The following is a 13,423-nucleotide window of genomic DNA, read 5'->3' on the forward strand; positions in this document are numbered from 1 at the left end:
ACGTCCTCGGAGGTCCCATGCCCACCGCACGCCGCAGCGCCCGTGCATCCCTCGTCGTCCTGCTCGCCGTCGTCGCACTGACCGCGGCGGGATGCGTGCCCGAGCCCGGCCCGACATCGTCCTCCTCGCCGTCGGCGTCCGCGTCGAGCGCTTCCCCGACGCCATCGGCGACTCCGACCGAGGAGCCGCCGGCAGCGCTGCCCGCCTCGTGCGACGCGATCTACTCCGCCGGCATGCTCGCCACACTGCAGGCGCAGGTCGCGCCGCTGAACGACCCCGGCATCACGATGCTCTCGAGCCAGAACGTCACGGCGCTCGACATCCTCGCTTCCGGCATCCCGACCCTGCGCTGCACGTGGGGCCCACCCTCCGAGCGCGGCATCGCGACGAACGTGTCGCAGATCGACGACGACCAGGCCGCGGCGATCCGCGACGCCCTCCTTCAGGAGGGGTTCTCGGAGGAGGCCTTCGAGGGCGGATCGATCTATCGCATCCAGCAGGAGATGATCACGCAGGACGACGACCTCGTGACGATGGGCGAGCAGCACTACCTCGCGGGCTCGCAGTGGGTGTCGACGCGGTGGATCAACGCCGAGATCCCGGGGTACACGGAAGACATCGTAACCACGGTGTGGGGCTGAAACGCCCCCGACCCACTAGACTGGCCCACGGGAACCGCTCCCGACGCCGCAGCTCGCAGAAGCGAGTGCCCGCGGCCGCAGGCGGACCTCCCGCCCGCAGCAGCGACGATCGCACCGCACCAACCGCGCAGCCGCCTGCGGGAGCACGCAGCCCTCGCCGGTCTCGACCGGTACCGCCGGACACCCGGCACCTACTCTCAGGAGGAGCATGCCGACCACGGCATCCACCACCGGCCGTTCGACCCAGCGGCGTCGCAAGGCCTCGCCGGCGCGCCGTGACGACGAAGCCCCCATCATCCCGATCCTCGCCCGCAAGGTGCGCGAGGTCGAGGCGAAGTCGCAGCGCGGCAAGCTCGGTCCGACGAACCGCGTGAAGTTCCAGGTCATCGCGTTCCTCGTGCGCGAGGAGCGCGCGCGGGTGAAGGCCGATGCCGAGATCACCGACGCCGCGCGCTCGGAGCTGCTCAAGCGTCTCGACGGCGTCGCGACGATCCTCGCCAAGACGGCGGCGCGCGACACCTCGCTCATCCAGCTGCTCGAGGTCGACCAGGCGACGTCTCCCGTCGCCAAGCGCATGCGCCGGGACTGGCTGCTCGAGTCGGGCGCCGAGCTCGCCCCCGACGAGCTCATCATCACCGATGTCGCGCCCGTCGCGACCCCCGTCGTGCCGGCCGCGCTCGCCGAACGGCAGGTCGTGCCGCCTCAGGTCGATGCTCGCCGCGAGGCGAACCCGTTCCTGCCGCCCGACCTCACGCTGCGCGCTCCGAAGGAGACGCCGCGCCGCCGACTCGACGGCTGGGAGCTGATGGGTCCGCTCTACAAGGCGTTCGAGACGGGCGCCGGCGGCGGCGCCGCGACGATGCCTCTGCCGCCCGTACCCGAGTTCGACCGTCTCTCGCCCAAGGGGCTCGAGGTCATGCCGCACCAGTCGCGCTTCCTCGAAGCCGTGCGAGACGGCCACCGCACGTTCCTCCTGGCCGACGAGCCCGGACTCGGCAAGACCGCCGAGTCGGTGCTCGCGGCATCCGTCGCCGACGCCTATCCGCTGCTGGTGGTCGTGCCCAACGTCGTCAAGATGAACTGGGCGCGTGAGGTCGAGCGGTGGACGCCGCAGCGGCGCGCGACCGTCATCCACGGCGACGGCGAGAACGTGGATGCCTTCGCCGACGTCTTCATCGTGAACTACGAGATCCTCGACCGCCACCTCTCGTGGCTGAGCTCCCTCGGTCTCAAGGGCATGGTCGTCGACGAGGCGCACTTCATCAAGAACCTCACGTCGCAGCGCTCGCAGAACGTCCTCGCCCTGGCGACCCGCATCCGCGAGCAGGTGCGCAACCCGCTGCTGCTCGCCCTCACGGGCACCCCGCTCATCAACGACGTCGAGGACTTCGACGCGATCTGGCGCTTCCTCGGCTGGACCAACGGCGAGAAGCCGGGTCCGGTGCTGATGGAGAAGCTGGATGACACGGGTCTCACACCCGCCGACAAGTCCTTCTACCCCGAAGCGCGCGAGGCCGTCATCTCGATGGGCATCGTGCGTCGACGCAAGAAGGATGTCGCGGCCGATCTCCCCGACAAGCTCATCGCCGATCTGCCCGTCGAACTGGATGACGATTTCGGCCGCTCGATCCGCCAGGCCGAGCGCGAGCTCGGCGAGCGCCTCGCGGCGAAATACCGTCGGATCATCGAGGCTCGCGGAGATCGCGGCCTCGCGCCGGGAGAGATCGACAGCGACATCGTCCGTCTCGTCGCGCACAACGAGCTCGAGGAGTCCAAGGCCGCCGGGACGGGCAGCGAGAACGTCTTCACCATGGTCCGCCGGATCGGTCAGGCCAAGGCGGGCCTCGCGGCGGACTACGCCGTGCAGCTGCAGCGCTCCGTCGGCAAGGTCGTGTTCTTCGCCAAGCACATCGACGTGATGGACACGGCCGAGTCGGCGTTCCGCGCCGCAGGGCTCAAGACCGTGTCGCTGCGCGGAGACCAGTCGACGACGGCCCGTCAGGAGGCGATCGACGCGTTCAACAACGATCCCGACGTCGGCATCGCGGTGTGCTCGCTCACGGCGGCGGGCGTCGGAGTGAACATGCAGGCGTCGTCGAACGTCGTGCTGGCCGAGCTGTCGTGGACGGCCGCCGAGCAGACGCAGGCGATCGACCGCGTGCACCGCATCGGCCAGGACGAGCCGGTGACGGCATGGCGGATCATCGCCGCGCACACGATCGACACCAAGATCGCCGAGCTCATCGACTCGAAGCAGGGGCTCGCCGCCCGCGCGCTCGACGGCGAGGCGGTCGACCCGCAGTCCAGCGACTCGGTCCAGCTGTCGGCGCTCATGCACCTGCTGCGTCAGGCGCTCGGCGGCGAGTAGCCCCCGCTATCGTTGCGGGATGCCCCTCGACCCGCTGACGCTGCTCGAGGGGCCCCGCGGGCGCCGGCTGTGCCTCGAGCTTCTCCTCGACCGGCACGAGGGGGACGAACGCCCCGCGTGGGAGGCGGTGTTCTGGGTATCTCACGCTCTCGATCCGAATCCGGGCACGCTGATCACGATCGGCGCGGATGACGGGTACGTGCAGCCCGTCGTGACGGTGGAGGATGCGGCATCCCTCCTCGCGGAACTCGCTGTGCCTCCGCTCACCGAGAGCCGCCTGCGGCGCGCGCTCGCCGTCTCGGTGGATCGCGCGATGTACTGGCAGGCGCCCGACGGCGAAGACGTCCTGGCGGCCCGGGATGAGCTCCGGCCGTCGCTCGCGCGCGTCGCGCAGGCTCTCGCCGCATCGCCTGAAGCGCAGTGGTGGGGGTCGGGCGTCGCGCGCGACGATCAGTGGGCGGTCTCGTGGGACGGGGGTGCGACGGCGCAGACCGACGCCGCGGCCGAGCTCGCGCGGTGGCGCGACGACGTCGTCGCCGAAGAGGAGCGTGCTCGGGTCGAACGCCCGATCGATCCGGCCGCGAACTGGACGGGCACGTGGTGGTCGAGGCCCCCGAGCGGGCTCGCGCGGTCGGCCCGGGGCCTGGGGGCCGCCGGCCCGGCCGGCCTGTGGTTCGTCGAGGACGGGTTGGGGTGGGAATCGGCCGTCGCGACGCCCGTGCTGCCGGTGTCGACGAACGTCCTCGAGATCGACGGCGCGGATGCCTGGATCGCGTTGTGCCGCCGGCATCCCCTCGTCGTCACGGCCTCGCGCCGCCACGACTGGTTCCGGGTGACGGGCTGGACGGGGGAGTGGGTCCAGCCGGACTGGGCGTCGGTCGCCCACGAGGTCGACGGTGTGCACCTCACCGTCGCGGGCTATCTCGAGGCGGCGACGCGCCTGCTCGAGGTCGGCGACGGGCGGGCGAGTGTCATCGCCGGATGGAACCCCGACGAGACCTTCTGGTTCGGCGACACGCGCGCCGGCGGAGCGTCTGAGGAGTGGACGCGGATCGACGACGAGTGGCACCCCGTCCCCGGTCGCGAGGGCGGGTCATCCGGCGATAGTGTCTGAGTGGCACCGTCGCCGACCCGACCCCCCCGACAGCGAGGACCACAGCATGAAGATCGGCATCCTGACGAGCGGCGGCGACTGTCCCGGTCTGAACGCCGTCATCCGCGGTGTCGTGCTCAAGGGCACGACGACGTACGATCTCGAGTTCGTCGGCATCCGCGACGGGTGGCGCGGCGTCGTCGACGGCGACTTCTTCCCGCTCACGCGACACGAGGTCAAGGGCCTGTCGAAGGTGGGCGGCACGATCCTCGGCACGTCGCGCACGAACCCGTACGAAGGTCCGCGCGGCGGTGCGGAGAACATCTCCAAGACGATGTACGGCCACCACCTCGACGGCATCATCGCGATCGGCGGCGAGGGAACCCTCGCGGCGGCCAACCGGCTCTTCAACGACGGCATCAACGTCCTCGGCGTCCCCAAGACGATCGACAACGACCTGCGCGCGACGGACTACTCGTTCGGCTTCGACACGGCCGTCAACATCGCGACCGACGCGATGGACCGGCTGCGCACGACGGGCGACTCGCACCAGCGCTGCATGGTCGCCGAGGTCATGGGCCGCCACGTCGGCTGGATCGCGCTGCACTCCGGCATCGCCGCGGGCGCGCACGTGATCTGCATCCCCGAGGTGCCTCTCACGCTCGACGACATCTGCGACCAGGTGTCCCGCGCTCACGACCGCGGTCGCGCGCCGCTCGTCGTCGTGTCGGAGGGCTTCACTCTCAAGGGCATGGAAGAGGCCTACAGCGACAAGGGCCTGGATGCCTTCAACCGCCCGCGGCTGGGCGGCATCAGCGAGATCCTCGCGCCCGAGATCGAGCGCATCACGGGCGTCGAGACGCGAGCGACCGTGCTCGGTCACATCCAGCGCGGCGGTTCGCCGTCGGCGTTCGATCGTGTGCTCGCGACGCGCCTGGGGCTGCACGCCGCCGACGCCATCGTCGAGGGCGCCTGGGGCCAGATGGTCTCGCTCAAGGGCACCGACATCGTCCGCGTGCCGTTCGCCGACGCGCTCGGCGAGCTCAACACCGTGCCCCTCTACCGCTACGAAGAGGCTGCCGCGCTCTTCGGCTGATTCGACGATGGATGCCGGAGTTCCGGCATCCATCGTCGCCCCCGCCGTCACTCGCCGCCGCCGTCGTTCGGTGTCCCATTTCGCGCGCTTCATGTCCCAGTTCGCCCCGAGTTTCGCCTGGGATGCGGGACAAAGTGGGACATGCCCTCGCTGGAGCCTCCTCCACACAGGGGCGTGCGGAGCAGTTGTCCCGTGTTCGGCCCGCGGAGGTGATCCGCGAGTGCCGGCGGGAGGACAGTGGAGGATGCCTCGCCGCCCGTCCGCGTTGCCAACCGACCTGCCTCCCGTGTTCGCCATAGCCGAGGGACCCGAATTCGGCCTTTCGCGCGGTCGCCTACAGCGCACCGACCTCCGGATCCCCTTCCGCGGGCTGCGCTCGGCCGCGGACGCGCCGTTCCCCACTAGCTTGCGGGAGCGAGCGGAGGAGTACGCTCCGCGGCTGAAGCCCTGGCAGTTCTTCAGCCACGAGACCGCCCTGGCGCTCATCGGCGCGCCCCTGCCTTCATGGCCGTATGCGCCGCGCCTGCATGTCTCAACCCACAGGCCACGACGCGAGCCGCGCATCGAGGGAGTGATCGGGCATCGCCTGCAGGTGCGACAGACTGCGGTGCTGGAGGTCGGCGGACTCCCCGTCGAGAGCCCGGATCGGGCATGGCGTCAGACGGGGGTTTCCTGGGCGCTCGATGACCTCATCGCCGCCGCCGACTTCCTCTCGTCGGGCCTCCTCCCGCTCGCTGCGCAGGACGAGCTTCTCGCCGAGGTCGAGGCGATGGGCGACTTCCGCCGCGGCATCCTGCGTCGCGCGCTCGCTGAGTCCAGGGCCGGCCCGCGGTCGGCGCGAGAGACGAGTCTGCGCCTGTCGCTCACTCGGGCGGGACTGCCGGAACCCGAGATCAACTGGACTCTGCGAGACTCGGCGGGGATTCCCGTTGCCGAGTTGGATCTGGCGTATCCGAAGTGGAAGGTCGCCCCAGAGTACGACGGGCGCGTCCACGAGCTGGACCGGACCCAGTTCGCGAGGGATGCGGATCGCTGGGATCTCATCCGTGCTCTCGGATGGGACCACGTGCGCATCCTCAATCACCACATGCGCCCGAACGCGGCCGTCGCGGTGCGGAAAGTCCGCGATGCGCTCATTCAGGCAGGCTGGCGACCAGGAGCGTGATCGTGTCCCAGTTCACCACGGAATGAGCAGGCATTTCGGGGCGAACTGGGACACGAAGGACGGAAAGTGGGACACGAAGCACGCGAGCGAGGGGTGGGATGCCGATGGTCACGCGCATCGGCGGCGAAGCCGGTCAGGCGTCAGCGGCGCCGAGGGTGTCGAGCAGCCACGCAAGCTCGAACGCACGCTCGCGCCAGGCGTTGTAGCGGCCCGACACGCCGCCGTGGCCGGCGACCATCTCGCACTTGAGCAGCGCGTCGGCGCCGACCTCGCGCAGGCGCGCGACCCACTTCGCGGGCTCGACGTAGAGCACGCGCGTGTCGTTGAGAGACGTGACGGCGAGGATGCGGGGGTACGCGGCATCCCGGACGTTCTCATACGGCGAGTACGACTTCATGTACGCGTACACGTCGGCGTCGTGCAGGGGATCGCCCCATTCGTCCCACTCGATGACCGTGAGGGGCAGCGACGGATCGAGGATCGTCGTGAGCGCGTCGACGAAGGGCACATCGGCGAGGATGCCGGCGAAGAGCTCGGGAGCGAGGTTCGCCACGGCGCCCATGAGCAGCCCGCCCGCCGATCCGCCCTCGGCGACCAGCTGCGCGGGGGTCGTGTAGCCGGCATCCACCAGGTGACGAGCCACGTCGACGAAGTCGGTGAAGGTGTTGCGCTTCGCCAGCAGCTTGCCGTCCTCGTACCACTGCCGCCCCATCTCGCCCCCGCCCCGCACGTGCGCGACGGCGAAGATCACACCGCGGTCGAGCTCGGACAGGCGCGGCACCGAGAAGCCGGGCTCGATCGAGTGCTCGTACGAGCCGTAGCCGTACAGGTGCAGGGGCCGAGGAGCATCGCCGGCGGCGCCGAACGATCGCTTCCACACGAGGGAGACGGGCACCTCCGTGCCGTCCTGCGCCGTCGCCCACACGCGGGCCTGCGCGTAGTCGCCGGGCTCGTAGCCCCCGAGCACGGGCTGGCGCTTGCGCAGGTGCCGCTCGCCGGTCGCGACCTCGTAGTCGTACACGGTGCCCGGCGTCACGAACGAGCCGTAGCCGATGCGCAGCAGCGGCGGAGCCCACTCCGGGTTGCCGCCGAGCCCCACGGCATACAGCTCCTCGTCGAAGTCGAGTTCGTCCACCGCGTTCGTCGCGTAGTCGAAGAGTCCGAGGCGGGGGAGCCCGCCGCGGCGGTAGCCGAGAACGCCCCAGTCGCGGAAGGTCGACAGACCCAGCAGGCGCTCGCCGGGGGTGTGCGCGACGACGACGGTGCGTTCGCCGGACGGGTCGGATGCCGCGACCCGCACGAGCTCGAAGTCCAGAGCATCCTGGTTGTGCAGGATGTAGAGCACGTCCTCGCCGTCGACGACGGCGTGCTCGGACTCGTACTCGACCCCCTCGGTGCGCGGCCACACGATCCGAGGCTCGGAGCGGAGGTCCGCGGCATCCACGAGCCACTCCTCGGACGTGATCGACGACCCGAGGCCGATCACGAGGAACCGGTCGCTGCGCGTGAAGCCCGCGCCGACCCAGTAGCGCTCGTCGGGCTCGTGGAAGAGCTTTGCGTCGCTGTCGACGCCGGTGCCGAGCTCGTGCAGCCACACGGTGTCGGGGCGCCACGCGTCGTCGACCGTCGTGTAGACGATGAAGCGGCCGTCGGGGGAGAAGGACGCCCCGGCGAAGGTATCCGGGATCTCGTCGGCCAGGTTCTCGCCCGTCGCGAGGTCGCGGACGCGGATCGTGTAGCGCTCGTCGCCCGCGACATCCACGCCGTACAGCATGCGATCGCCGTCATTGGTGACCTCGAAGCTGCCGAGCGAGAAGAAGTCGTGGCCCTCGGCTTCGACGTTGCCGTCGAGCAGGATCTGTTCGCCGGGGACGTCGGTGTCGGGCGAGAGGGACGGCGGAGTCCAGTCATCGGGGGCTGCGAGGGGCGCGCGGCACTGGATGCCGTACTGCTGCCCCTCCCGCGTACGGCTGTAGTACCACCACTCTCCGCGCCGCGACGGCACCGAGAGATCGGTCTCGAGCGTGCGTCCCTTGATCTCGTCGAAGATCTGCGCGCGCAGCGGTTCGAGGTGCGCCGTGCGCTCGCGCGTGTAGGCGTTCTCCGCCTCGAGGTGGGCGATGACCTCGGCATCCTCCTTCGCTCGCAGCCACTCGTAGCGGTCTTCGAACGCGTCGCCGTGGTGCGTGCGGACGGTCGGTCGCGCGGCGGCGACAGGGGCGATGGATGCGGTGTCTTCGGCGGTCACCCCTCAACGCTAGTCGCGTCGAGTTGACCCGGCGTAAGGGGGGTGTAAGGATTCCTACTGGCCGGTTGCCGGTTCCTGAACACACGGTGAACTCTTCGTTCGTCACGTCGATCCCGTCGACACCCACATCCTCTCCTCCCTTACGGAAAGCGACCGGTGGAAACCGCAACCCTGATCATCATCTTGGTCATCGCCTTCGCGCTGTTCTTCGACTTCACGAACGGCTTCCACGACACGGCCAATGCGATGGCGACGCCCATCGCGACCGGAGCTCTGAAGCCGAAGGTCGCCGTCCTGCTCGCGGCCGTGCTGAACCTCGTCGGCGCGTTCCTGTCGACCGAGGTCGCCAAGACGATCTCCGGCGGCATGATCCGAGAAGACCAGCTGTCGGCGGCGATCTTCCCCGAGATCATCTTCGCCGGACTCATCGGCGCGATCACGTGGAACATGCTCACGTGGCTCCTCGGACTGCCGTCGTCCTCCTCGCACGCCCTGTTCGGCGGTCTCATCGGAGCGACCCTCGTCGGAGTGGGGGCCGCGGCCATCGACTTCAGCGTCGTCATCTCGAAGGTGATCCTCCCCGCCGTGATCGCGCCCCTGACCGCGGGGATCATCGCGTACACGGTGACGAAGATCGCCTACGCGATGACGCGTCGCTACGACTCGAAACCCGACGGGCGCGACGGATTCCGGGTCGGACAGATCTTCACGTCGTCGCTCGTCGCGCTGGCCCACGGCACGAACGACGCGCAGAAGACGATGGGCATCATCACGCTCGCGCTGATCAGCGTGGGCTGGCAGACCGACCCCGACCCGCAGACCTGGGTCATCTTCGCGTGTGCGATCACCATCGCGCTCGGCACCTACATGGGCGGGTGGCGCATCATCCGCACCCTCGGCAAGGGGCTCACCGACGTGAAGCCGGCGCAGGGGTTCGCCGCCGAAGCATCCACCGCCTCGACGATCCTCGCGTCGAGCGCCCTCGGCTTCGCCCTCTCGACGACGCAGGTGGCGTCGGGCTCGGTCATCGGATCGGGACTCGGCCGCCGCGGCTCGACGGTGCGCTGGCGCACCGTCGGGCGGATCATGGTCGGCTGGCTGCTGACGCTCCCCGCGGCGGGTGCCGTCGGGGCCGGCGCCGCCGGGGTCGTCGTATGGTTCAACACGATGGGTCTCGCGTGGCTGGGCATCCTCATCGACGCCGTCGTCGCGCTGCTGATCATCCTCGGGCTCTTCGCGCGTTCGCGCCGCAACGCCGTGACGGCCAACAACGCGATGAGCGAGGTCGCCGACTCCGGGGCAGCCGTCCGCGTCAAGCGCAATCCGCCGCCCACACGGCGCCAGCGGGCGCTCGCCCGCGACGAGGCTCGTCGCGAGTCGGCCGCACGACGAGCCGCCGACAGGGATGCGAACGGAGGGGCACGCCGATGATCGTCATCGACTGGCTGGCATTCGTCCAGGTCTTCGTCGCCGCCATGACCGGCGCCGTCCTGGTCGTGACGTTCTACTCGCTCGGTCTGCGCCTGCTGGTGCGCGCCGGCCGCGCACCCGTCGTCGCGCCGGCGGAGTTCACCGACGCGATCACCGTCATCACCGAGAAGGAGGCCCGTCGAGCCGAGAAGGCCGCGGCGAAGGCGGCCAAGCGGAGTCCGCTGACGGCCGGGCAGAAGCGCGTCGCCCTGATCGGCGGATACGGATGCTTCGTCGTCGCCGGTGCAGCGGTGCTCGGCGGTCTGCTGCTGATCCTCTTCAACCACTGACGCGTCACTCCGGGGGCGTCGTCGGCCCGTCGTAGGCTGACCGTATGGCTACCGTGCACTTCGGACAGTACGCGCCCGCCCGCCGCACCATCCTGCACCTGAGCGACACACATCTGCTCGCAGACGACGCGCTGCTGGGCATCGGCATCGACACGGCGGCGAACCTTCGGCGCACTCTCGAGGCCGTGGAGCGGATGCAGGTGCGTCCCGACGCCATCGTCTTCACGGGCGACCTGACCGACCTCGGCGAGCCCGACGCCTACCGCCTGCTGCGCGAGGCGGTCGAGCCCGTCGCCGAGCGGCTCGCCGCGCCGGTCGTCTGGGTCGCCGGCAACCACGACGAGCGCCCGGCGCTGCGCCGCGGACTGCTCGATCTCGCGCCGACGCAGGAGCCCGTGACGGGCGTGTGGGATCTCGACGGCCTCCGGCTCATCGCGCTCGATTCGACCGTGCCGGGGTGGCACCACGGCGACCTGGATGCGGGTCAGCTCGAGTGGCTCGCCGGGGTCCTGGCGACTCCCGCGCCGCTCGGTACGGTCCTCGCGCTGCATCACCCTCCGCTGCCGTCCCACGTGCCGCTCTTCGACATCCTCGAGCTGCGCGACCAATCGCGCCTGGCCGACGTCATCCGCGGCACGGACGTCCGCTCGATTCTCGCCGGACACCTGCACTACTCGACGAGCGGGACGTTCGCCGGCATCCCCGTGAGCGTCGCCGCGGCGACCTGCTACACGATGAATCTCGCGCGGCCCGCCGCGTCGGTGAACGGGATGGATGCCGGGCACTCGTTCCACCTCGTGCACGTGTACGACGACACGATCACCCACGCCGTCGTGCCCGTCGTCGACGCTCCCACCGGCGACTACTTCTCCGAGGAGTGGGTCGCCCGCATGGCGGCGATGTCGCCCGCGGAGCGCCTCGAGGTCTTCTCGCGCAAACCCACATAGCCATCGCCCCGACGTACAAGGTCGGTGCAACACCGTACGACCTGTACACGGGCGATGGATGCCGTGAGGGTTACGCTCGAAGCATCCCCTTCACACCGTCGTGACCCACAAGGACGCCCGATGACTGCTGCCGAAACGCGTACAGAGACCGACTCCCTGGGATCCCTCGAGATCCCCGCCGACGCCTACTGGGGCATCCATACCGCCCGCGCGCTCGAGAACTTCCCGATCTCGAAGAGGCCGATCTCGGTCTACAAGGACCTCGTCGTCGCTCTCGCCATGGTCAAGCAGGCCTCGGCCCGGGCCAACCGCGAGATCGGCGACCTCGATCCCGCCAAGGCCGATCTGATCGACCGCGCCGCGCAGCGGGTCATCGACGGCGAGTTCCACGACCAGTTCGTCGTCGGCGTCATCCAGGGCGGTGCGGGCACGTCGACCAACATGAACGCGAACGAGGTCATCACCAACATCGCGCTCGAGCTCGCCGGCCGCGAGAAGGGCGATTACGCGTTCCTCTCGCCGATCGACCACACGAATCGCAGCCAGTCGACGAACGACGTCTACCCGACCTCGATCAAGGTCGGTCTCGGCCTCGATCTGCGTTCGCTCCTCGAGGAGCTCGACCTGCTGCGCAAGGCCTTCCTCGCGAAGGCCGTCGAGTTCCACGATGTGCTGAAGGTGGGCCGGACGCAGCTGCAGGATGCCGTGCCCATGACCCTCGGGCAGGAGTTCCACGGGTTCGCCACGACGCTCGGCGAGGACTACAGCCGCCTGAAGGAGAACGCCTATCTCCTGTACGAGGTCAACATGGGCGCGACGGCGATCGGCACCGGCATCACGACCCACCCCGCCTACGGCGCCGCGGTGCTGCGACACCTGCGGGAGATCAGCGGACTCGATCTCGATCTCGCGACCGACCTCGTCGAGTCCACCAGCGACACGGGCGCCTTCATGTCGTTCTCGTCGTCGCTCAAGCGCAACGCGATCAAGCTGTCGAAGATCTGCAACGACCTGCGACTGCTGTCGTCGGGTCCGCAGGCGGGCTTCGGTGAGATCAACCTCCCGGCGCGCCAGGCGGGCTCGAGCATCATGCCGGGCAAGGTCAATCCGGTGATCCCCGAGGTCGTGAACCAGGTCGCCTTCGCGGTCGCCGGTGCCGACCTGACAGTCACGATGGCCGTGGAGGGCGGTCAGCTGCAGCTCAACGCGTTCGAGCCGGTCATCGCGCACTCGATCTTCCAGTCGATCACGTGGATGCGTCGCGCGATGTGGACGCTGCGCGTCAACTGCGTCGACGGGATCACCGCCAACCGCGAGCGCCTCGGGGCGATGGTCGGCTCATCGGTGGGGGTCGTGACGGCGCTCACCCCGTTCATCGGCTACGCGGCGTCGGCTGCACTGGCCAAGACGGCGCTGCTCACGGGACGGAACGTCGGCGACCTGGTGGTCGAGGCGGGACTCATGTCGGCCGAGGACGTCGCCAAGCAGCTCTCGCCGGCGCGCCTGTCGGGCCTCGAGACGATCACAGCGGCCATTCCGGTTCAGCAGGCGGCGGAAGACGTCATCCCTGTAGAGCGCGCGTAACGGTCCTGCTAGCGTTTCTGTGAACATCCTGAGAGGGGACCTGACATGACCGATCCCAACACGCCGCCGGCGCCCGACGCGGGCTCGACACCGCCCGCCTACGCTCCGCCGCCCGCCGCACCCGCGGCCAGCGCCGCGCCGGCGTACTCGGCCGCGCCGCCCGCGTACGGCGCCCCCGCGCAGCAGCCGGTGCCCGGGAGGGCCCTCGGCATCGCCGCGTTCGTCGTCTCGATCTTCTTCTCGCTCGTCGGGCTCATCATGGGCATCGTCGCGCTCGTGCAGAGCCGCAAGGCCGGACAGAAGAACGGCTGGGCGGTGGCGGCGATCATCGTCGGCTCGATCCTCTTCGTCATCTCGATCATCGTCGGCATCCTCGCGGTCGTCGCGTTCGGGGCCGCGGCCGAGTTCGCCAGCGAAGCCCTGCGCGCGTGTCAGGCGGTCGACTTCGAAGGCACCGTCACCGTGAGCGGCGTCGAGGTCGCCTGCTCCAGCCTGAGCCGCTGATCCCGCGCCACTGAACG

The 13,423-nt window shown here is 69.7% G+C and carries 11 protein-coding genes; 10 read left to right on the forward strand and 1 reads right to left on the reverse strand.

Translation table 11 applies throughout. The annotated features are described in order from the left end of the window. Positions 1 to 17 precede the first annotated feature (17 nt). From ACTIFV_RS17100 to ACTIFV_RS17120, 5 genes are all read left to right on the forward strand, one after another. Positions 18 to 641 (forward strand): hypothetical protein, encoded by a 624-nt coding sequence (locus tag ACTIFV_RS17100; protein ID WP_439594010.1) that lies wholly within the window; start codon positions 18 to 20, stop codon positions 639 to 641. 208 nt (positions 642 to 849) lie between these two features. Further along, complete coding sequence (locus tag ACTIFV_RS17105) at positions 850 to 3,009, forward strand: DEAD/DEAH box helicase (RefSeq protein ID WP_439594011.1); 2,160 nt, start codon at positions 850 to 852, stop codon at positions 3,007 to 3,009. Between the two features lie 19 nt (positions 3,010 to 3,028). Next, positions 3,029 to 4,123, forward strand: a complete 1,095-nt coding sequence (locus tag ACTIFV_RS17110; RefSeq protein WP_439594012.1) for a hypothetical protein — start codon at positions 3,029 to 3,031, stop codon at positions 4,121 to 4,123. A 46-nt stretch (positions 4,124 to 4,169) separates the two neighbouring features. Beyond that, positions 4,170 to 5,198, forward strand: a complete 1,029-nt coding sequence (locus ACTIFV_RS17115) for a 6-phosphofructokinase (RefSeq protein ID WP_439594013.1) — start codon at positions 4,170 to 4,172, stop codon at positions 5,196 to 5,198. 406 nt (positions 5,199 to 5,604) lie between these two features. Further along, a complete protein-coding gene (locus tag ACTIFV_RS17120; RefSeq protein WP_439594014.1) occupies positions 5,605 to 6,363 on the forward strand; it encodes a hypothetical protein in 759 nt (252 codons plus the stop codon). Positions 6,364 to 6,496: 133 nt separating this feature from the next. On the opposite strand, the gene ACTIFV_RS17125 is transcribed toward ACTIFV_RS17120, so the two are convergent. Further along, the gene (locus ACTIFV_RS17125; RefSeq protein WP_439594015.1) at positions 6,497 to 8,611 is read right to left on the reverse strand and encodes a S9 family peptidase; all 2,115 of its coding nucleotides are present in this window, start codon (positions 8,609 to 8,611) and stop codon (positions 6,497 to 6,499) included. A 156-nt stretch (positions 8,612 to 8,767) separates the two neighbouring features. Between ACTIFV_RS17125 and ACTIFV_RS17130 the strand changes: the two genes are divergently transcribed. From ACTIFV_RS17130 to ACTIFV_RS17150, 5 genes are all read left to right on the forward strand, one after another. Beyond that, the gene (locus tag ACTIFV_RS17130) at positions 8,768 to 10,042 is read left to right on the forward strand and encodes an inorganic phosphate transporter (RefSeq protein ID WP_439594016.1); all 1,275 of its coding nucleotides are present in this window, start codon (positions 8,768 to 8,770) and stop codon (positions 10,040 to 10,042) included. Next, positions 10,039 to 10,371, forward strand: coding sequence for a peptidase (locus tag ACTIFV_RS17135; RefSeq protein WP_439594017.1), 333 nt, complete (start codon positions 10,039 to 10,041; stop codon positions 10,369 to 10,371). The genes ACTIFV_RS17130 and ACTIFV_RS17135 overlap by 4 nt, the downstream gene beginning before the upstream one ends. A 44-nt stretch (positions 10,372 to 10,415) precedes the next feature. Next, the gene (locus ACTIFV_RS17140) at positions 10,416 to 11,318 is read left to right on the forward strand and encodes a phosphodiesterase (RefSeq protein WP_439594018.1); all 903 of its coding nucleotides are present in this window, start codon (positions 10,416 to 10,418) and stop codon (positions 11,316 to 11,318) included. Between the two features lie 120 nt (positions 11,319 to 11,438). Next, entirely contained in the window at positions 11,439 to 12,902 is a 1,464-nt protein-coding gene (locus ACTIFV_RS17145) for an aspartate ammonia-lyase (protein WP_439594019.1), read from the forward strand. A 45-nt stretch (positions 12,903 to 12,947) separates the two neighbouring features. Then, positions 12,948 to 13,406, forward strand: a complete 459-nt coding sequence (locus ACTIFV_RS17150) for a DUF4190 domain-containing protein (RefSeq protein ID WP_439594020.1) — start codon at positions 12,948 to 12,950, stop codon at positions 13,404 to 13,406. Positions 13,407 to 13,423: the final 17 nt, after the last annotated feature.

Source organism: Microbacterium sp. (genome assembly GCF_051860965.1).
Classification (GTDB): domain Bacteria; phylum Actinomycetota; class Actinomycetes; order Actinomycetales; family Microbacteriaceae; genus Microbacterium.